General features: G+C 38.7%; 23 protein-coding genes. 19 read left to right on the forward strand and 4 right to left on the reverse strand.

Annotated features, from left to right (window positions below):
• Positions 1-8 precede the first annotated feature (8 nt).
• From SJY45_RS15120 to SJY45_RS15165, 10 genes are all read left to right on the forward strand, one after another.
• Positions 9-269: a thiamine-binding protein gene (locus SJY45_RS15120; RefSeq protein WP_215435918.1), complete on the forward strand. Its 261-nt coding sequence runs from the start codon at positions 9-11 to the stop codon at positions 267-269.
• Complete coding sequence (gene pnuC / locus SJY45_RS15125) at positions 253-891, forward strand: nicotinamide riboside transporter PnuC (protein WP_215435917.1); 639 nt, start codon at positions 253-255, stop codon at positions 889-891. The genes SJY45_RS15120 and pnuC overlap by 17 nt, the downstream gene beginning before the upstream one ends.
• Positions 846-1433, forward strand: coding sequence for an AAA family ATPase (locus SJY45_RS15130; RefSeq protein ID WP_215913140.1), 588 nt, complete (start codon positions 846-848; stop codon positions 1431-1433). The genes pnuC and SJY45_RS15130 overlap by 46 nt, the downstream gene beginning before the upstream one ends.
• Positions 1414-2952: a DUF4301 family protein gene (locus SJY45_RS15135; protein ID WP_400071782.1), complete on the forward strand. Its 1539-nt coding sequence runs from the start codon at positions 1414-1416 to the stop codon at positions 2950-2952. Before SJY45_RS15130 ends, SJY45_RS15135 begins: the two co-directional genes overlap by 20 nt.
• A 230-nt stretch (positions 2953-3182) precedes the next feature.
• Complete coding sequence (locus SJY45_RS15140; RefSeq protein WP_215435913.1) at positions 3183-3488, forward strand: hypothetical protein; 306 nt, start codon at positions 3183-3185, stop codon at positions 3486-3488.
• A 358-nt stretch (positions 3489-3846) separates the two neighbouring features.
• Positions 3847-4152, forward strand: coding sequence for a hypothetical protein (locus tag SJY45_RS15145; protein WP_215913138.1), 306 nt, complete (start codon positions 3847-3849; stop codon positions 4150-4152).
• Between the two features lie 484 nt (positions 4153-4636).
• Positions 4637-4945, forward strand: coding sequence for a hypothetical protein (locus tag SJY45_RS15150; protein WP_215913137.1), 309 nt, complete (start codon positions 4637-4639; stop codon positions 4943-4945).
• 72 nt (positions 4946-5017) lie between these two features.
• Complete coding sequence (locus tag SJY45_RS15155; RefSeq protein WP_215913136.1) at positions 5018-5323, forward strand: hypothetical protein; 306 nt, start codon at positions 5018-5020, stop codon at positions 5321-5323.
• 78 nt (positions 5324-5401) lie between these two features.
• Positions 5402-5707 carry a hypothetical protein gene (locus tag SJY45_RS15160; protein ID WP_215438724.1) on the forward strand — a complete coding sequence of 102 codons (306 nt, stop codon included), beginning with the start codon at positions 5402-5404 and terminating at the stop codon, positions 5705-5707.
• Positions 5708-5886: 179 nt separating this feature from the next.
• Positions 5887-7269 carry a sigma-54-dependent transcriptional regulator gene (locus SJY45_RS15165; RefSeq protein ID WP_400071785.1) on the forward strand — a complete coding sequence of 461 codons (1383 nt, stop codon included), beginning with the start codon at positions 5887-5889 and terminating at the stop codon, positions 7267-7269.
• Here the strand turns inward: SJY45_RS15165 and SJY45_RS15170 are convergent.
• On the reverse strand, positions 7244-9739 hold the full coding sequence (locus SJY45_RS15170; protein WP_400071787.1) for an ATP-binding protein: 2496 nt from the start codon (positions 9737-9739) through the stop codon (positions 7244-7246). The two genes, SJY45_RS15165 and SJY45_RS15170, sit on opposite strands and share 26 nt — an antisense overlap.
• A 366-nt stretch (positions 9740-10105) precedes the next feature.
• Between SJY45_RS15170 and SJY45_RS15175 the strand changes: the two genes are divergently transcribed.
• From SJY45_RS15175 to SJY45_RS15190, 4 genes are all read left to right on the forward strand, one after another.
• Positions 10106-12334 (forward strand): TonB-dependent receptor, encoded by a 2229-nt coding sequence (locus tag SJY45_RS15175; protein ID WP_400071789.1) that lies wholly within the window; start codon positions 10106-10108, stop codon positions 12332-12334.
• Between the two features lie 51 nt (positions 12335-12385).
• Positions 12386-13057: a hypothetical protein gene (locus SJY45_RS15180; protein ID WP_400071791.1), complete on the forward strand. Its 672-nt coding sequence runs from the start codon at positions 12386-12388 to the stop codon at positions 13055-13057.
• 194 nt (positions 13058-13251) lie between these two features.
• Positions 13252-14232 (forward strand): Gfo/Idh/MocA family protein, encoded by a 981-nt coding sequence (locus SJY45_RS15185; protein WP_400071793.1) that lies wholly within the window; start codon positions 13252-13254, stop codon positions 14230-14232.
• Between the two features lie 51 nt (positions 14233-14283).
• The gene (locus tag SJY45_RS15190) at positions 14284-14943 is read left to right on the forward strand and encodes a hydrolase (RefSeq protein WP_400071795.1); all 660 of its coding nucleotides are present in this window, start codon (positions 14284-14286) and stop codon (positions 14941-14943) included.
• Positions 14944-14949: 6 nt separating this feature from the next.
• Here the strand turns inward: SJY45_RS15190 and SJY45_RS15195 are convergent, their stop codons facing one another.
• Positions 14950-15360: a hypothetical protein gene (locus tag SJY45_RS15195; protein WP_215438718.1), complete on the reverse strand. Its 411-nt coding sequence runs from the start codon at positions 15358-15360 to the stop codon at positions 14950-14952.
• A 172-nt stretch (positions 15361-15532) separates the two neighbouring features.
• Here SJY45_RS15195 and greA point away from each other — a divergent pair, with 172 nt between their 5' ends.
• Both greA and SJY45_RS15205 read left to right on the forward strand, forming a co-directional pair.
• Positions 15533-16009, forward strand: coding sequence for a transcription elongation factor GreA (gene greA, locus SJY45_RS15200; RefSeq protein ID WP_215438717.1), 477 nt, complete (start codon positions 15533-15535; stop codon positions 16007-16009).
• Positions 16010-16020: 11 nt separating this feature from the next.
• Positions 16021-16413, forward strand: coding sequence for an HIT family protein (locus tag SJY45_RS15205; RefSeq protein ID WP_215913129.1), 393 nt, complete (start codon positions 16021-16023; stop codon positions 16411-16413).
• Between the two features lie 3 nt (positions 16414-16416).
• On the opposite strand, the gene SJY45_RS15210 is transcribed toward SJY45_RS15205, so the two are convergent.
• Both SJY45_RS15210 and SJY45_RS15215 read right to left on the reverse strand, forming a co-directional pair.
• The gene (locus tag SJY45_RS15210) at positions 16417-16758 is read right to left on the reverse strand and encodes a hypothetical protein (RefSeq protein WP_215913128.1); all 342 of its coding nucleotides are present in this window, start codon (positions 16756-16758) and stop codon (positions 16417-16419) included.
• Between the two features lie 49 nt (positions 16759-16807).
• Positions 16808-17956 (reverse strand): sensor histidine kinase, encoded by a 1149-nt coding sequence (locus tag SJY45_RS15215; RefSeq protein WP_400071798.1) that lies wholly within the window; start codon positions 17954-17956, stop codon positions 16808-16810.
• A 157-nt stretch (positions 17957-18113) separates the two neighbouring features.
• Here SJY45_RS15215 and SJY45_RS15220 point away from each other — a divergent pair, with 157 nt between their 5' ends.
• The 3 genes from SJY45_RS15220 to SJY45_RS15230 all read left to right on the forward strand — a co-directional run bounded on the left by SJY45_RS15220 (position 18114) and on the right by SJY45_RS15230 (position 20216).
• Positions 18114-18986 carry a flavin reductase family protein gene (locus SJY45_RS15220; RefSeq protein ID WP_400074364.1) on the forward strand — a complete coding sequence of 291 codons (873 nt, stop codon included), beginning with the start codon at positions 18114-18116 and terminating at the stop codon, positions 18984-18986.
• 86 nt (positions 18987-19072) lie between these two features.
• Complete coding sequence (locus tag SJY45_RS15225) at positions 19073-19483, forward strand: hypothetical protein (RefSeq protein WP_400071800.1); 411 nt, start codon at positions 19073-19075, stop codon at positions 19481-19483.
• Between the two features lie 355 nt (positions 19484-19838).
• On the forward strand, positions 19839-20216 hold the full coding sequence (locus tag SJY45_RS15230) for a DUF3127 domain-containing protein (protein WP_215438712.1): 378 nt from the start codon (positions 19839-19841) through the stop codon (positions 20214-20216).
• Positions 20217-20274 lie beyond the last annotated feature (58 nt).

Here is a 20274-nt window from a genome sequence, read left to right on the forward strand (position 1 = left end):
CTTAGAAAATGAACATATCTGTAGAGCTTACTTTTTCTCCTCTTCAAGACGATTTTGAAAAGCACATTATAAATTTCATTAAAAAACTCCGCGCTTCCGGTCTTATGGTTTTGGAAAATCCGTTGAGCACTCAAGTTTACGGGGAGTACGATCAGGTAATGGATGTTTTGAAAAATGATATAAAAGAAGCTTTTGAATTAATGGATAAAGGTCTGTTGTTTATGAAAGTAGTAAAGTCTGACAGAAGCTCGTATGAACCCCATTTTTGATTGGATTTTTGCCCAGTACGAAGGCACGCCTCTACACTTGGTAGTGCTAGAAATTATTGGGGTAATTTTTGGTTTTCTTAGTGTCTGGTTCTCAAAGAAAGAGAATATTCTGGTTTTTCCTACCGGAATTATAAGCACGGCCATCTTTGTCTATATTCTACTGGTTTTTGGACTTTTAGGAGATATGCTTATAAACGCTTACTATTTTAGTATGAGCGTATACGGGTGGTATGTATGGACAAGAAAAGTTGATGATACCCATTTTATTCCCATTACACGTACCTCTAAGAAGGAGAAACAATGGTCTGTTCTGCTGTTCGTGGGTACTATAATTTTTGTATGTCTGATTTATCTGTTTTTTGATAAATTCAATAACTGGACGGCCTATGTGGACACCTTTACTACCGCAATTTTCTTTGTGGGAATGTGGCTTATGGCCAAGAAAAAAATAGAAAATTGGGTGTATTGGATTATTGGGGATATCATTAGCGTTCCCCTTTATTGGTACAAAGGCCTTATATTTACTTCTCTGCAATATTTCTTGTTTACAATTATTGCAGTTTATGGTTATCTCGCATGGAAAAAAAGTTTGAACAAGAGCCCTCAGACATTGTTAAAGTAGTATTGTTCGGTCCGGAATCTACCGGTAAAACCACACTTTCCGATCAGTTGGCAAGGCACTATAATACCGTTTGGGTGGCAGAATACGCAAGAGAGTATCTGCAGAACAAGTGGAACAATGAACGAAAGACCTGCGAGCCTAAAGATCTTTTGCCTATTGCCGAGGGACAGATGAAGTTAGAGAACGAACTCTCCAAAAAGGCTTCGGACCTGCTCATTTGCGATACCGATTTGCTGGAGACCAAAGTATATTCAGAAGCTTATTATCTTGGGTATTGCGATCCGGTTTTGGAGAAGCATGCATTAAATAATCATTATGATTTGTATTTGCTTACCTATATAGATGTGCCTTGGGTGGGCGATGATTTAAGGGATAAGCCCAATGAGCGGGAGCGCATGTTCCTCTACTTTAAAGAAACCTTGGAAAAATATAATCGTAATTTCATTATATTGAAGGGCGATAGAAAGGAGCGCCTAGAAACCGCTGTAGAACACATAGATAAATTATTGAATAAAAGATTAGATGACACTAACAGAAAATGATTTGGCTTTATTGGCCAAAAAGGGAATTTCAGAAAAAAAGGTACACGACCAAATAGAAACCTTTAAAGAAGGTATTCCGTTTGTGCAGTTGGAAAAAGCCGTTACCGTTGGTGAAGGTCTTTCTAAGTTTACCCAGGCCGAAGAGAAGGAACTGATACAAAAATTTGATGCTTCGCAGAGTAACTTATCCTTGTTAAAGTTTGTGCCTGCATCCGGAGCAGCATCGCGTATGTTTAAGGCGTTGTTTAATTTTTTGGATGCGTATGATCCATCAAAAGAAACGTTAGATAGTTATTTTGAGCGTACAAATGACAAAGCCTTAAAAGCTTTTTCCGAGGGGATGACCAACTTTGCCTTTTATGATTTGGTAAAACAACGTATTGCGGGTAAAACTTCGTCCAAGGATGAAGAAGTGTATTTATTTGTAAAGGAAATGATGTCAGAAGATGCCTTGAACTATGGTTTTTACCCTAAAGGTCTTTTGCCGTTTCATAATTACGGAAATCATACCGCTACTCCTTTTGAGGAACATTTAAAAGAAGCGGCGGTTTATGCCAAAACTGGCGATACGGCAGAGTTGCATTTTACAATAAGTGAGCAGCATGGCGATATGTTCAATACGGAATTCAATACCGTAAAAGAGCGTGTTTCCGCGGCAACCAATACTTCTTTCAAAGTAACATATTCCAATCAAAAAACATCTACGGATACCATAGCTGTAGATATGCAAAATGAGCCATTTAGAAATGGCGATGGTTCTGTTCTGTTCAGACCAGGTGGTCATGGTGCACTTATAGAAAACTTGAACGAGCAAGAGGCGGATATCATTTTCATAAAGAATATAGACAATGTTACCGTACCAAAATTTGCAGGTGAGGTTGCAGATAGTAAAAAGGTACTGGCCGGGGTGCTTATAACGGTTCAAGAAAAAGCGTTTGACTTTGCAAAGCGTTTGGATAGTGGAGATATAACTGCACAGCAGTTAGATGAGATCAAGAGCTTTTTAGAGAACGATCTTAATGTTCGTTTTTCAGATAGTTTTTCTGGTTTTAGCATAGGTGAACAAATAGAGGTTTTAAAGGATAAAATCAATAGGCCTATACGTATCTGTGGTATGGTTAAGAATGAGGGAGAACCTGGTGGAGGTCCGTTTTGGATCAATGATAGAAAGGGTAATATATCGCTTCAGATAATAGAATCGGCTCAAATAGATATGGAAAATGGCCAACAGGCCGGTATTCTTAAGAATTCAACTCACTTTAATCCTGTTGATTTAGTGTGTGCTGTTAAAAACTACAAAGGCGAAAAGTATAACTTAATGAATTTTGTAGATGTAAAACAAGGTTTCATTACCGGTAAAACTAAAGAAGGTAGGGAGTTGAAGGCATTGGAGCTTCCTGGATTGTGGAATGGTGCCATGGCTTTTTGGAATACCATATTTGTAGAAGTACCTTCTTCTACTTTCAACCCGGTTAAAACTGTAAACGACTTGTTAAGACCTGCCCATCAGGTAAAATAGGTTGTCTTACTGGTAACTCAAATAATTGTTTACTCAAAAAGTGTGTAATTTTTACACACTTTTTTTGTTTTTTACACATGTGTATACATTGTGTCTTAAACTGGTTGCTGGTGTATTGTATTGATATTTAGGTGTTTGTGGTCTGTTTAGGTATAAAAAACACTCTTGGCATTATTTTCTCTCTATACTAAGCAGTATCAAAACAAATCAATAATTTAAACACACACAAAATGAAAAATTTAATGTTTGCTGCAGTATTGTCTTTAGGTACAATGACTGCTTTTGCTCAAGAAGAAGAAACAGTAGTAGAAGAAGTAGCAACTGAGGTTGTTGAGTCTCAAGATGCATATGCTGAAATAGCTGCGGAAGAAGTTCCTGCTGCTATCTCTGAAGCTCTAGAAGCTGCTCACCCAGGAGCAACTATCTCTAAAGCTTACATGAACGAAGAAGCTGAATATAAATTAGAAGTTGCTAAAGAAGATGGCGAAACAGCTGAATTATATGCTGACGCTGAAGGTAACTGGATTGAAAAATAAGCTAAGTAGTTAGCTATTAAGTAAAAATGTTAGTAGAAAAGCCCTGTCTCATATGAGACAGGGCTTTTCGTTTTTAGTGATTTTCAAGTTTTGTTACTTAAGTTTTCCAAGTGCTCAATTTTACTTGCTCCTCGTTCATTGTCTGTATCGATGGTAGAAGCTGTATTGCAATTGAACCATAGAAGGGCGGGTTCGTGTATAATTTACACATTACACACCTAAAAATACACACATTTACACACTCTAAATATGCTTGTAATATTATAAGTATCTAGAATACAGTTATTTGTGTTGTTCGGGGTGTTTTGGTATCATTATTTCTATATACATATCAGAATATTAAATAAAGCATACGATTATGAAAAAAATATTTATCACAGCAGTTTTCGCAATAGGAAGTCTTTCAGCTTTTGCTCAAGAAGAAGCAACAGCAGTTGAAGCAACAGCAACAGAGGCAGTAGCCGCTCAGGATGATTTTTCTGAAGTATCAGCAGATGAATTGCCAGAAGCTGTGACAGCAGCAGTTGCTAAAAACTATCCTACTGCATCTATAGACAAAGCATACGCTAACGAAGCGAAACAATACAAGCTAGAAGTATCTCTAGAAGATGGTACCGCAGGTACTTTATATGCTGACGAAAATGGTAACTGGATTGAAATGTAAATAACTTGAGTTATTTGTTTTGTATCAAGTTGGTTTGGTCAGAAAGGGGTTGCATCTGCAGCCCCTTTCTATATTTAATAAGGTTTCGGTTTTAAACTATTTTGTCCGCTATAAAGGGCTCCTCTTAATCCGAAGTGAAGTATCCGGTGTAATCTACATCCGGATTTTTTTGGGTTATCACTTTTCTGTATTTGTCATTTTATAGCTCGTTATGGGAGCCAATAGTTTTGGTGTTGCTTTCTGTAATACCATTTCGCTTTAATGGTAACTCGATAGAGCACTTAACAGGTTGGTAATCGAGTAATGTATACTGTGGAATTATTACCCAAATGAAACAGTATTTTACAATAATACACACTTTCAAAAAAGAGAAAATATTGTAAACACCTGTTGTTTAGTGTATTGTGGTTTTTTAAAATATTGGTATCATCTTTTCTATATACTAAGGGAAATCAATTATTAATAAACATAAGACCTTAATATCATGAAAAAATTATTTATCACATCTGTATTCGCATTAGGAAGTTTAACTGCATTCGCTCAAGAAGAACAAGCTGCCGAGGCTGTTGAAACTGCAGCAACCGAAGCTGTAGCTCAAGAAGAGTTTTCTGAAGTAGCTTTAGAAGAAGTTCCAGAAGCTGTAACTGCAATGGTAGAGACTAACTACCCAGGAGCAACTATCAACAAAGCACACAAAAACGAAGCTAACCAGTACAAATTGGAAGTTTCTTTGGAAGATGGTACTTCTGGTGCCCTAATCGTTGATGAAGAAGGTAACGCTATTGAGCAATAAGAATCACCTTAAAGAGTTCCCCCCAAATAAATTAATTACCACTATATATATTCACATTAAAATAAGAACAAAATGAAAAAATTATTTATCACCACCGTATTCGCATTAGGAAGTTTAACTGCATTCGCTCAAGAAGAGCAAGCAACTGAAGCTCAGGATACAGCCACTGAAGCTGTAGCTCAAGAGGAGTTTTCTGAAGTAGCTTTGGAAGAAGTTCCAGAAGCGGTAACTGCAATGGTAGAGACTAACTACCCAGGAGCAACTATCAACAAAGCCCACAAAAACGAAGCTAACCAGTACAAGTTGGAGGTTTCTTTGGAAGACGGTACTTCTGGTGCCCTAATCGTTGATGAAGAAGGAAACCCTATTCAACAATAAGAAGGATTAACTTCATTGTTCCCCCTATTACAATAACATATCACCATTAATTATTAACATATATAAAATAAGAATATCATGAAAAAATTATTTATCACCACCGTATTTGCATTAGGAAGTTTAACTGCATTCGCTCAAGAAGAGCAAGCAACTGAAGCTCAAGATACAGCCACTGAAGCTGTAGCTCAAGAGGAGTTTTCTGAAGTAGCTTTGGAAGAAGTTCCAGAAGCTGTAACTGCAATGGTAGAGACTAACTACCCAGGAGCAACTATCAACAAAGCACACAAAAACGAAGCTAACCAGTACAAGTTGGAAGTTTCTTTGGAAGACGGTACTTCTGGTGCCTTGATCGTTGATGAAGAAGGTAACGCTATTGAGCAATAAAAATAGCTAAATTGTCGGAAGAGATTCCGAACCAATTTTGAGAAAGGAACCGTGCGATAACGGTTCCTTTTTTGCGTTTTGGACCACTTCTAAAAGTATCTTTTATGATAAATTTAGAGGAGAAACAGCTTTCTTGTGCTATTTTTACGTAGATAGATACAGAACACTAGATTGCTTTTATGCCAAACCTTTTAATCATTGAAGATGATGCCGCATTTTGTCAAATGCTACAAAAGTTTTTGACCAGACACGGTTACGAAGTAGAGACCAGTTTTACTGCCCCAGATGCCAAAGATAAATTCGGGAAAACCAATTTTGATTTGATTCTGACCGATTTACGTTTGCCCGATTATGACGGTATTCAACTTCTAACGGATATCAAACAGGTAAGTCCGCAGACCCAAGTTATTGTTATGACGGGTTATGCCGAAGTCGGTACTGCCGTAAACGCCATGAAAAAGGGAGCGTTCGACTATATTTCAAAGCCTTTTACTCCAGACGAGATTGTGATGATTTTGGATAATGCCTTAAAGGTAGAATCCGCTACAGTGGTAAAAACGGCTCCAAAAACCAATGAGGGGAAAAATAGTGCCGAGCCTAAAGTTGAGAAACAGCCAAATCAAAATAGTGGCAAGAGTACTATTGTTAAAGGCATTAGTGATGCCTCTAAAAAGCTGGATGATTACATAAAGCTAGTGGCACCTACAGATATGTCCGTATTGATTACTGGTGAAAGCGGTACCGGAAAAGAAGTAACCGCCAAGGCAATTCACGATAACAGTAAGAGAAAAGATTTTAATTTCATTGCTGTAGATTGTGGTGCTATACCCAAAGAATTGGCTACAAGTGAGTTTTTTGGACATATAAAAGGAAGTTTTACCGGCGCGGTAGAGGACAAAATCGGAAATTTTGAGGCGGCCAATAAAGGAACCTTGTTTTTGGATGAGGTAGGAAACCTATCTTATGAGAACCAGATACAGTTGCTTCGGGCCCTTCAGGAACGAAAGATAAAACGTGTAGGGAGTACCAAAGAAATAAATGTTGATTTACGAATTATTACGGCAACCAATGAAGATTTAACGGAAGCCGTGGAAAAAGGAACTTTTAGAGAGGACCTTTTTCACAGATTGAACGAATTTTCTATTCAAATACCTTCGCTACAAGAACGTTCCGACGATTTAGTGCTTTTTGCGGAAAACTTCTTGAACAAGGCCAATGCTAGTTTAGATAAAAATGTAGATGGTTTTTCCGGTGAAGTTTGGGAGGCCTTTCAGGAATACCATTGGCCGGGTAACCTAAGGGAATTGCAGAACGTGGTAAAAAGAGCGGTGCTGTTAACCACAGGTGATGAGGTGCAATTGGATGCCTTGCCCAAAGAAGTACTTCAGCCGCAAGAAAAGGAAACTGCCGTAGAGAATTTTTCAAAATCGGAATTTGAAAAAGACCGAATCATCAAAGCTTTGAAGAAAACTAATTTCAACAAATCAAAAGCGGCCAAATTACTACAGGTGACCAGAAAGACGCTCTACAATAAAATTAACCATTATAATCTGGATTTGTAGCCAGGCGTTCTTCCAATTCCGTTACCAGTTTTCTAACATCGTGTTTTAGAACCGTAAATGAGCTAGAGAGCATATCCGAGTCAAAGTCTTGGGGCGTGCAGAGCTCCATTTTTTCCAAAAGTGTTACACAGTTTTCTACTTTTAATTGCCTGAACATGGGTAGCATGCGGTGTGCCAAATGGTTTACTTGTGGGTAATCATTTGCGGTTACCGTTTCTTCAAGAAGTTGCATGTTGGTTTTGGTATCGCTCAAAAATGTTCCTAATACGTCTTGGATGGCATCTTCATTTTTTCCTAAGAACGAATGGATAATATCAAGATTGTAGAGCTTAGGACCTTGATCGGAGACTTCTGTTTTTTCTTCGCTCTCTTCTTGTTTTTGGGTAGTTATGCCCAGTAGTTTTAGCGTAGCTATGAGTTCGCCTTTGGAAAAGGGTTTTTGCAAGACTTGAGAAAAACCTACTCCTATATACGCTTCGGGCCCTAAATCTCTTCTGCCTGTCATCGCAACTATAGGTTGGTTCGTGTAGTGTTTATATACCCCGGATTGCAGCTTTTTTAAGACTTCAAAACCAGTTACCTGTGGCATTTGGATATCGGTCAATACTAAATCATACGCAAGATGTGAGTCTTTTTCTATAGATAGAAAATTGGTAAAGGTATGCGCTGTAATTCCCATACTTTCGGCCAGCTCCCTTAGCATATGTAACAGGGCCGTATCGTCATCAATAATAAGCATGCGCAGTTTTGGTGCCAAATAGGGCATTTCTTGGGTGGGTTTCTCTACTGCATCTGTTATTTCCAGAGGAAGCAATAAGGTAAAGGTGCTTCCCAAGCCCAGTTTACTTTCAAGGGTTAATTTTCCTTTAAGAAGTTCTGCTAATTTTTTGGATATGGTAAGTCCCAATCCGTGACCGCCAAATTTCTTGTCGGTATTACTATCCGCTTGCGTAAATTCCTTAAATATAAGATGTTGTTTTTCTTTGGCGATACCAATACCGGTATCACTTACCTGAATACGTGCGGAAACGGCTTTGTCCTTTCCTTTTTCCGCGGTAGCGGTAATTTTAATTTGTCCTTCTTCTGTAAACTTAAAGGCATTACCCATGAGATTGGTGAGGATCTGTCTGATCCTAAAGGGGTCTCCCAATACGGTTTGCTGTAATTGAGGAGCTATTTCCAACACTAATTTTAAACCTTTGTTGGCGTGAATTGCCTGTAGGTTTTCTGCGGTTTCCTGAATAAGGTGCGCAGGTATGAAGGGTACTTTCTCAATCTTGAGCTTACCGGCCTCCAGTTTAGAAAAATCCAATAAATCATTTACCAAATTCCCCACATACTCAGATGCCGATTTTACATTTTTAATGTATCCGCTCTGCTTGCGAGATAGTTCTGTGCTTTCAAGCAATTCGCTATAACCGCTAATGGTATTTAGGGGTGTTCGTAGGTCATGGCTAACGGTAGAAATTAACTGTTCCCGACTTTTTAAAAGGGATTCCGAAAATTTCTTCTCTTTTTCCAATCGTACACGGTAGGTCTGTACTTTCCAATAATCCCTGGTAATGAGGAAAGAGAATATGCCAACAATGAGAAAACCTAGTAATGCGGCCATACCGGCAATACGCGTGGTTCTTTTTAAGGTTTCCCGTTTTACGATACTGGTATTGTAACTGCTCGTGATTATTTCTTTTTCAAATGCGGCAATGATATTTTGGAGCTGTCTAGACAGTTCAAGGTCGTTACGGTTAGCCTCAATTTCTTTTTGGGCCAAAGAGCGTTGTGATCGTGTATCCACAAATTTTGCTCTGCGCAACATGGCTTTTGAAACGTTCAAAATAGAGTCTACATAGGCAGCATTCTTTGTGTTGTCTCCGGAATTTGGTGCGTTTCTGTTAATCAAATCGGCATATTCGCGTAGTGACTGCTGTACTTTGGGGGAGAGTTGTTCAAAATTTGTAAATAGATTCTCGGCAGAGAATTTACCGAACGATTCTTCTATTTTTTCAAATTCCTTAAGTGCTTTGTCCAAAGAGTTGGCGGAATTGCTTTTGATTTTTAAACTACGTAGTTCGTTATTGTTGTTCACCTTTTGATTCAATAGAACCTGCAGGCTGTCCAAAAGTCCTTTTTGTTCTTCGCCCAGCATCAACTTCTTTAGCGTGTCAATCTCTACTTGTATGGAGTCAATTTTAAGGGCATAGGCGTCAAAGTTTATTTTTTCATCACTCTGTAGGGCCAGTTTAGAGAGGCTTTCCGCTTCGTAAAGATTGGTCATTAAAGAGCTGGTGCGCAATAATTTTTCATCGTTTACTTCGGCAGTTTCGGTAGAAATATAAGTTTGTATTTCGGTGTACACAAAATACCCCACACCCGCTGCCAATAATGCCAAAATAAGGTAGCTGGCAACAATTTTCAACGTAAACTTGTTCTTGGATTTTCTAGATGTGTTCGCCATAAGGTTCTTAGACACTAAAGGTGTTTTTAAAAATACGTATATAATGCGTGTAGGGTTTACAAATAACCGTTAATTGTTTGATCCAATTGGTAAGGAAGTATTCGCGGCAGGTCTTTTGGTTGAATTAGTTATGAAATATGGAAGTCCGTACCTATCTTTGCGCCATCTCAAAGGGGTGCAAACTCTTGTTGTATCAGATAAAACCAACCGTGTTTTGTTTGCTTCAGGATAAGCTGAGATTATACCCAATGAACCTGGGCGGGTAATGCTGCCAAGGGATAGTGATTCTATCACTTCTTGGAATTATGTATGTCCACTACCGGACGGAAATCAATCTAAAATCAGAATAACGCCCCTTTTATTCGTAGCTAATTTATACGAATGAAACACATTGTAATACTAGCGGTCTTTATAGGAATAATAGGCCCAGCTTTTGCTCAAGAAAAAGAAATTGACTCCGTAACGGGCAAGGAAATAAACCTAGATGAGGTTTTTGTTTCTGCCATAAGGGTCAACAAGGCCACTCCTGTTACTTTCTCCAATCTTAAAAAGGAAGAGTACGCCTCCCGAAACTTGGGTCAGGATATTCCTATTCTCATGAACTTTTTACCGGGTGTGGTAACTACCTCAGATGCTGGCGCAGGTGTTGGGTACACAGGTATTCGTGTGCGTGGTAGTGACAATACACGTGTAAACGTAACTATTAACGGTATACCCTACAATGATGCTGAATCTCATGGCACATTTTGGGTAAACATGCCGGATTTTGCTTCGTCTACGGAGAGTTTACAATTACAAAGAGGGGTGGGTACCTCTACCAATGGTTCAGGTGCCTTTGGTGCTAGTTTAAATTTATTGACAGATGCGGTTGCCGATGAAGCTTTTGCTCAAATTTCATCGTCTGTAGGGAGTTTTAAAACATTGCGGAACAATATAAAATTCAGCACGGGATTGCTCAATGACCATGTTGAAATTTCAGGGCGACTTTCTAGAATAACTTCGGATGGTTATGTGGATAGGGCTTCGTCAGATTTGGATTCCTATTTTTTGCAGGCCGCCTATACGGATGAAAAAACGCAGTTAAAAGCATTGCTATTTGGAGGGCATGAGGTTACTTACCAATCTTGGTTTGGATTTGACCCTTCGCCAATTAATCGCATTGGGCAAGATGGTAACATTGATTCGAATCGTTCTTTCAATATTGGGGGTGTGAAACTTGATGACAATGGCGATTTAGAAGGGTTTTATGATAAGCAGGAAGATAATTACAGGCAAAATCATGCTCAATTTCTTTGGAACGAAAAGCTTTCGGATTTATGGAGTTTTAACCTTGCTTTACATTTTACGAATGGACGTGGTTTTTTTGAAGAATATGTGGATGATTATTACTATACCAATGTTTTATATGAAGGGGATTCGCAATTAAATTTTATTGGTCGAGACAATTTCATTTTAAATGGCGAAGAAATCACTTCTACCGATTATATCCGCCGCCGTTGGTTGGATAACAAGTTTTATGGGACCGTTTTTTCTGCTAACTATACCAAAGACCGTTTGGATGTTATTTTAGGCGGAGGCTGGAACTCCTACCAAGGCGATCATTTTGGAGAAGTCATTTGGGCGCGTTATTCAAATGATAACCAGATTCGTGATCGCTATTATGAAGACGATTCCAATAAATCGGATTTCAATTTTTACACCAAGGCCAATTACGGGCTAAACGATAAGTGGAGTCTTTTTGCAGATTTACAATATAGAAGGGTCGGGTATACGGCTAATGGCGAGGAAACAGGTCTGGTAGATGATACGTTTCACTTTTTCAACCCTAAAGCCGGAGTGGTGTTTGATTTAAACCGAAACAACAATTTTTATTTCAGTTATGCGGTTGCCAATCGTGAGCCTAATAGAAATGATTATGAAAGCGGAAGCCCAAAACCTGAAAAACTAAACGATTTTGAGTTGGGTTGGCGCTATGTGTCCACATCATTTCAATTGAATGCCAATGCCTATTATATGAGGTACAAGGACCAACTGGTACTAACAGGGCAGTTAAACGATGTGGGAGCTCCGTTGCGCGCCAATGTAGGAGATAGCTACCGTGCAGGTCTTGAGTTGGATGCCAATGTGTTTTTGGGTGAAAAATGGCAAATACAACCCAATATTGCCATCAGTTCAAATAAGAATTTGGATTTCTTTTTTGAGCGAGACGGGGTGCTGCGCGACCTTGGGAATACCAATATTGCGTATTCTCCAAATGTGGTCATAGGCAATCGTTTTGCATATTCTCCGGTAAAAAATCTTCAGATTTCGGCACTGTCCAAATACGTAGGCGAGCAGTATATGGGTAATATAGATTCAGAAAATTCTATTTTGGAAGCCTATTCGCAAACAGATTTTAATGCACAGTATGTGCTTAATTTTAAGTCGGTAATAAAGCGTATCACTTTATCTGCAATGGTAAATAACATTTTTGATGAGGATATAGTCTCCAACGGATATTTCTATACGTATGATGATAATTCCTCAGGTTCGGTTCAGACTATTGAAGGAGCAGGATATTACCCTCAGGCAGGTACTAATTTCTTATTGGGAGCAACGGTTAGGTTTTAATTGTTAAACAAATTTATAGTTGATACATTTGTTACTACTCATAAATTTGATATGAAAATTGAACATATTAGTGATAGAGTTTATCAGCTAATTCAATTAGCTGATAAAGTGATTTTGACTAAACGTTATGGAGAGTATGATGTTGAAACCGTAGATTTAGAACTTTTTAAAGAATTTAGGGCTTCTACACTTTCCTTTTTTAAAAATGTTTTTGGAGAACAACATCCATTTTATAAAGAGTTTGATAAAAATGTTCGAGATACATATATCTATCATACTGAGGAGGGACGTGGAATTTTAAAGGCAGCCAAGCAGGAGGTAGATGGAGGTTGGATGTTCACAGTTAAAGGCCTTGTGTCGGCCGAAATATTTTCTGATTTTTTAGAAATGGCGGATCACTTGTTGAAAGAGGGTTATAAGGACCCGTCAGCTGTTATGATTGGAAGTGTTTTAGAGGAGCACTTAAGACAGTTATGTCTAAAAAATTCAATTCCTATTGAGAAGAGAATAAATGAAGGAAAACCTATGCCTAAAAAAGCTGATTTATTAAATTCAGAATTAGCCTCTGCAAGCATCTACAATAAACTAGATCAGAAAAGCATAACTTCTTGGTTGGATTTGAGAAATAAAGCTGCTCACGGTAAATATGAGGAATATAGTAAAGAGCAAGTTGAATTAATGTTTAATGGAGTATCTAATTTTATGACGAGAGTTAACGTCTAAGGGTTAGGTGTGGCTCAAACTGTTTAGGCCCTGAAGACTATACATAGGTGGGAATAATTTTCCTGTTAGGAGCAACAATACGGTTTTAATAATTTTATTTGATTGCGTCAAAAACTATTTGAATTAGTTTCTCTACGCTTTACAAGCTGTTTTTAAATCTGTTATTTTTACTACAGATTCAAAGTATGGACTATATGGAAGAAAGAACAAAAGTTCGTTGGGGTATTTTAGGTTGTGGAAATGTAACCGAGGTAAAAAGCGGACCTGCCTATCAAAAAACAGAAGGTTTTGAGGTTGTTGCCGTCATGCGCCGTGATGCGGAAAAAGCAGCGGATTATGCCCAAAGGCACGGTATATCCAAATATTATTCAGATGCAGAGGCATTGATAAATGATACCGAAGTGGATGCCGTCTATATTGCCACTCCTCCTGATAGCCATAAACTGTATGCATTAAAAGTTGCTGCTGCGGGAAAGCCTTGTTGTATAGAAAAGCCCATGACTCCGAGCTATGCGGATAGTCTTGAGATTCAGCAGGCGTTCACAGAGAAGAATTTACCGTTGTTCGTGGCGTATTATCGCCGGTCATTGCCTCGTTTTTTAAAGGTGAAAGAATGGTTGGATGCTAATGAAATAGGACAAGTGAGACATATTCGTTGGTTTTTGGGAAAGCCTCCCAATGCTATGGAATTAAGTGGTGCATACAATTGGCGTACGGATGCCAAAGTAGCCCCGGCAGGTTATTTTGATGATTTGGCCAGTCACGGTCTAGACCTTTTTGCTTATCTGTTGGGAGATTTTAAAAACGTTTCTGGCACTGCCTTGAACCAACAGGGGCTGTACTCGGCCAAAGATGCCGTAACAGGTCATTGGGTTCATGAAAACGGAATTACAGGTTCCGGTACTTGGAATTTTGGCACTCACCAAAGAGAGGATTTAGTGGAAATTTACGGGAGTGAAGGTAAAATCAGTTTTTCTGTTTTTGAAGAGGCCGATGTGGTCCTTGCCAATGCAAAAGGAAAAACACAATTGTTCATAGCCCACCCGGAGCATGTGCAGCAATTTCACGTAGAAAACTTGGAGGAAGACCTGTCTGGTGGAAAACGGCATCCTTCAACCGGAGAAACAGCTTTGCATACCAGTTGGGTAATGGATAGTATTTTGGGTAAGCTGTAACGGGCTAGGTCCATCGCTTTTAAAATTTCACAAAGAATTTATTCCAACTATATGAAAAAAATACCTGCTTTTGGTAGTAAGCTGCGTAAGAACATTGTGTCGGTTCCCGAGATTATAGATGAGTGCTCGGGAATACGGGTTTTTGGGCAGTTGTTGAAGTCCTTTCTGTTTAGTACGGATGTGGCCATTATTAGAAATACAAATGCCAATGCCATTATTGCCGTATATCCTTTTACTCCACAACCCACCATTTCCAATGCATTGATTTTGGCCGCGGACAAACCTATTTTTTGCGGAGTGGGCGGAGGAATTACAACCGGTAACCGTTCTGTAGAGTTGGCGGTGCATGCAGATTTTCAAGGTGCTTTGGGTGTGGTCTTGAATAAACCGGCACCTAATGATCTTATCAGACAGTTAAAGGATAGAATAGATATACCCGTAACCATTACCATAGTATCCGAGAAAGATGATATAAAAGGCAGAATAAAAGCGGGGATTGATATTTTTAATGTTTCCGGTGCAGGAAAAACGGCCGATATCATTAAGCGCATACGCGATATTGATGAAGATGTGGCTATTATAGCTACCGGAGGAAAGACAGATGAGACCATTCAATTGGCCATAGAAGCTGGTGCCAACGCCATATCATATACACCTCCAAGCTCCGGGGAATTATTTAAAGATATTATGGAGCGTTATAGGAACGAATAAGCACGTTTAGTTTGAAATCAATACAATATTGCCACTTCTTGTAGCGCGATACTCTAGCATGTCATAACGCCGTTCGTCATCCTTTGGGGCATTGGTAAGCTGGCCGGTATACAGGTTGTATTCGTAATCTTCGCAACCACAGGTAGCAACTATACCGTTTAGTACAGTTTGCGAGCAGTCGTTAGGTACATGGTTGGGGCATGAAGCCTCAAAAGCTCTGTATTGATCAATACCGGATTGAATTACGTAGACTCCCTTTAACCCAACTCCCGCATTCTCAACAAAAACAATGCTGCCAATGTTCGTGAGCTTACTATATAAGGGCAGGTTTAGGTTCATATCAAACCTAAAGCCTACTTCTTGTAGGTAGGGATTGCGAACTACACCATCATTACTGCATGAGAGTAAGAATATCATAATAAAAAAGCTTAAAAAATACTTCATGGCAGAATTATCAATTAAAATGCATGGAACAAAATTGAACAAAATTTATGTATATTTGCGTTAAATCCTCTCTAAAATAACCGTTAATGTAGCGGTGTATGTAGAGGATTTTCTTATTTTACAAGATGTTTTAAACGAGTATCATATGAGTAACGTATCTTACTATACAAAAGAAGGATTGCAAAAATTAAGGGACGAGCTTAACTATCTAAAAGATGTTGAGCGTCCTAAATCTTCTCAAGCGATTGCTGAGGCAAGGGATAAAGGAGATTTATCTGAGAATGCCGAGTACGATGCCGCAAAAGAAGCACAGGGTCTGTTGGAGCTTAAGATTTCAAAGATGGAAGAGACTTTGTCCAATGCACGCTTAATTGATGAATCACAACTAGATACCTCTAAAGTTTTGGTGCTATCAACGGTAAAGTTGAAAAACCAGACCAACGGTATGGAAATGAAATATACATTGGTTGCCGAAAGTGAAGCGGACCTTAAATCGGGTAAAATATCCGTTAATTCTCCTATTGGCAAAGGCTTGTTAGGGAAAAAAGTAGGTGAAACAGCCGAAATTACAGTGCCTAACGGTACATTAAAATTTGATATTTTAGAGATAACAAGGTCTTAAAACTATCTGCAATGGCATCTATCTTTACAAAGATTATAAACGGCGAAATTCCTTGTTATAAAATAGCCGAGGACGATAATTATTTTGCTTTTTTGGATATCAACCCCAATGCCAAAGGGCATACGTTGTGTATTCCTAAAAAAGAAGTAGACAAGATTATGGATCTTGATGAGGACTCCTACATGGGCCTTATGGCGTTTTCTAGAAAAGTTGGTAAGGCCATAGAGGCTTCCATTGAGTGCAAGAGGGTGGGTATGACCGTTATTGGTCTAGAAGTACCTCATGTACATGTGCATCTTATTCCGCTTACGAATATGCAAAATGCAACGTTTCAACATAAGGTTTCGCTGTCAGAAGAGGAATTTAAGGATACGGCCGAAAAAATTAGGGCCGCACTTCAATAGGCATTATTGAATCAGGAAATAAACTCCCGCAGCTACTACAGCTATCAATAGGAGTGAAAGTATCCAAAACAAGGAAGTAAACGTTAATGTACTACGGTCCGGGATGACCATTTTTTCATAGTATTTAAAACTTCGTTCAATATCGTCCGTCCAACTTACCGGATAAATGTCCGTACCGCATTTATTGCAGACAATTTTAGAGGTAACCTCGTTGGTAATGGAATTAAAAAGTTTCCCCGCTTTGTGTTTTTGGTAAAATGAAAGCTTTAAATCTTGATTAAAACATTCCGGACAGTTGTTTGTCAGGTCCGCTTCTTTTATCATTACTAACTTTTCCTTTGCCATTTTACTGCGTATAAGAAATATGAAATTTCACTTTTTATAGATTAGCCTTCTAACTTAGTGTCTTTAGGGTAAGTTGCATAACTGTACCCTGTTTATTCGACGAAAGTACTTTTATTTTCCCCTTATGGTATTCTTCCACTATTCTTTTAACTAGGGAAAGTCCTAGTCCCCAACCTCTTATTTTACTGGTAACCCCAGGGTTAAAAATAGCCTGGAAATCGCTTTTAGGAATCCCATGGCCGGTATCCGAAACCCTAACATGAACCTGTTTCCCTTCTTGAATAATATCAATATGGATGCTTCCTTTGCCTTTCATGGCATCAATACCGTTTTTAACCAGGTTCTCAATAGTCCAGTTAAACAATGAAACGTTCAGCATAACCTGAAGGTGGTCTACATTGGAGCTAAAAGAAAATTCAATAAGTTTTGAGCTTCGCAATTTAAGATATTCATACGCATCTCTGGTTTCTTTAACAATATCATGTGGGTCTAACTTAGGTAATGAACCAATTTTGGAAAATCTTTCGGTAATGGTTTCCAACCTAAAAATATCCTTTGCTATTTCTTTTGTAATCTCCGGGTTAATGTTTTCCGTCTTTAGAAGCTCGTTCCAGCCTAACAAAGAAGAAAGGGGCGTACCGATCTGGTGTGCCGTTTCTTTGGCCATTCCCGCCCATAGTTTATTTTGTTCGGAAGCCTTGTTAGTTTTGAAAAAGAAGAAAATAACTGCCGCAAAAAGAAATATGATGAGCAAAAGGGCAATGGGGTAGTATTTTAATTTATTCAGTACCTCGGAGTTGCCATAGTATAAAGTGGCCAAATGTTCGCCCTGTTGATCAATGGAAATGGGAATATTCTCATTCTGAAATTTTAGTATTTGATTCTGCACATAAACGGAATCTATAACCTTGTCCTTGGCCATATTATTGGTCTTGACAGACCCGTCTTTGTTTACCAGAATCATTGGAGTAGAGGTATTGTTCTGGAATACTTTAAGATGAAGGTTTCCTAGATCAGCATCTTCCGAAGATTGTTGGAATTCTGATTGCGCCGTGGCCCAAATTTCCATTTTAAGACGTTCTTCTTCTTTGAATTTTTTAAAGAAACTATTCGTATTCCAAAGTATAAGACTCACAATAGCAAAGGATGCAATGAGTAAAATAAGATTGGAAGATTTGTTCTTAGGATTAAAATTCATCCGTATAAATAGCTTTTAGAATCCGTGCGTACTTCAGTTTTGGTATAGACGGAATTCATCAAAGATAACGTAAATAAGAAGAAAATGGTGTATAGGCTATCTGGGGTCTTGCATTTAATGCAGGCAATTTTCTTACCTTTATGCCATGGCAAAAGAGATGATTTCAGTACTTCCGGAGGCGGTTTCTACCGCACAGTTACATGGTTACCTTTTAGGAGCTGTAGGGCCTAGGCCAATAGCGTTTGCGAGTACCGTAGATGAAAAAGGGCATCCTAATCTTTCTCCTTTCAGTTTTTTTAATGTTTTTAGTGCCAATCCGCCTGTGTTGATTTTTTCACCGGCAAGAAGAGTGCGGGACAATACCACCAAGCATACACTGCAGAATGTATTATTAACTATGGAGGTAGTGGTCAACATTGTTAATTACGATATGGTACAACAAATGTCCTTGTCCAGTACGGAATACGGAAAGGATGTAAATGAATTTGAAAAGGCCGGACTCACCATGGTGCCTTCCGATATTGTAAAACCGTATAGAGTGGCGGAATCGCCCGTGCAGTTTGAGTGTAAGGTTACCAAGGTTGAAGCCTTGGGACGTGAGGGAGGAGCAGGAAATTTAATTTTTGCCGAGGTAGTTAAAGTGCATATAGACCCGGATGTTTTGGATGAAAACGGTGCCATTGATCAACGAAAAATAGATCAGGTAGCCCGTATGGGCGGTAATTGGTACAGTAGGGCCAATTTGGGACTTTTTGAAGTGCCTAAACCCCTTTCTACTTTAGGTATTGGTATAGACAATATTCCAGAACACATAAGAACAAGTAGTGTGCTCACCGGAAACGATTTGGGCATGTTGGGTAATGTAGAGGAAGTTCCCGATCAGAATGCAGTACAAGAATTTGTGTCCGCACATGTAGAAATACGTTCGCTTATCAGTGGTGGGGAAAGAAAACCATTGGAATTAAAAGCTCAGGAGTTTTTGCGAAAAAACGATGTGCTTTCTGCTTGGAAGACATTATTGGCAGAGTAAAACTACTGGAAAACCGGTATTTTAGTAGGGTTTTATCAAATTAAACTGTTTCAGGGCAAAATAATAGCCACATAAATTTGCCCATAATGAAACCTTCTGTCCTTATCCTATTGCTTTGCTGTGCCATCACTTTAAAAATATTCTCCCAAGAAAATAGAGGCTCCCATCATATAGGGTCGGATTCATACATAACCGCTAACCCTTTCTCGTTGTTGGACACATATGCCCCTAGATTGCGTTTGGGGTATATTCAACATATAGAGGGGCATTGGAAAATGGATCTGGACGTGGGCTATGGTAGTAAAGGAATGGCTATTTTAAATGAAAATTTAGGCGAGAGTTATCGCTTGTGGGAAGTGAGACCTGAATTTTATTATGTACTTAACCCTAAACTAAAAACTTTAAAATATCTAGCGGCGGAGTTGTTTTATATAGATCAGTCCAATACTTTTTTAAATGGTGATTACCAGTCGGGAGGCTCAGAAAACTACACCTAGGACCAAGCGGATTTTACACGACAAAAGTATGGTTTCCACCTAAAATTTGGTTTACTGTTAAATCTGGGAAAAAAAGCGGGTATCAATTTCTACGGGGGTATTGGCCTGCGCTGGCGTACAAGTGCATATACTAATATTGTTAATCAGCAGAGTGCGGATATCTTTAGGGAGTGGTATACTTCTCTTTATGAAGATATAGGTAAAAGGTTTGGTCCAAACCCATCTTTGGGCATAAAGTTCTTTTATAAACTATAGCTCATAACCTTTAATAACTTCTGTTTGTTTTTTTAGGTGGATTATGCGATTAAAACTACTTTTATTGCTATAAAAATTAGTTCACATATAATTCATAATCATGGAAGTTCAAGGAAAAGTAAAGATGGTAGGAGAAACCCAAACGTTTGGTAACAATGGGTTTAGAAAGCGCGAGATAGTAGTAACTACAGAGGAGCAATATCCACAGCATATAATGGTAGAGTTCGTACAGGACAAAACGGACTTGTTAAACAACTTTAGTGTTGGTCAAGATGTAAAAATCAGCATCAACTTAAGAGGTAGGGAGTGGACCAACCCACAAGGTGAGGTTAAATATTTTAACTCTATACAGGGATGGAGAATTGAAGGCGTTCAGACTCAGCAAAGTGCACCGGGAATGCCTCCTGTTCCACCAGCGGAAGCTTTTCAGCCTGCCGATAACCTTAACGAAGAAGATCACGACGATTTGCCTTTCTAGGAGTCAAACGTTTTAATCGTAATGTTAAAAAGCCCCAAGGATATAAAGTCTAATGGGG

Origin of the sequence: Zobellia russellii (assembly GCF_044597075.1) — a bacterium.
In the GTDB taxonomy this organism is placed as follows: Bacteria; Bacteroidota; Bacteroidia; order Flavobacteriales; family Flavobacteriaceae; genus Zobellia; species Zobellia russellii.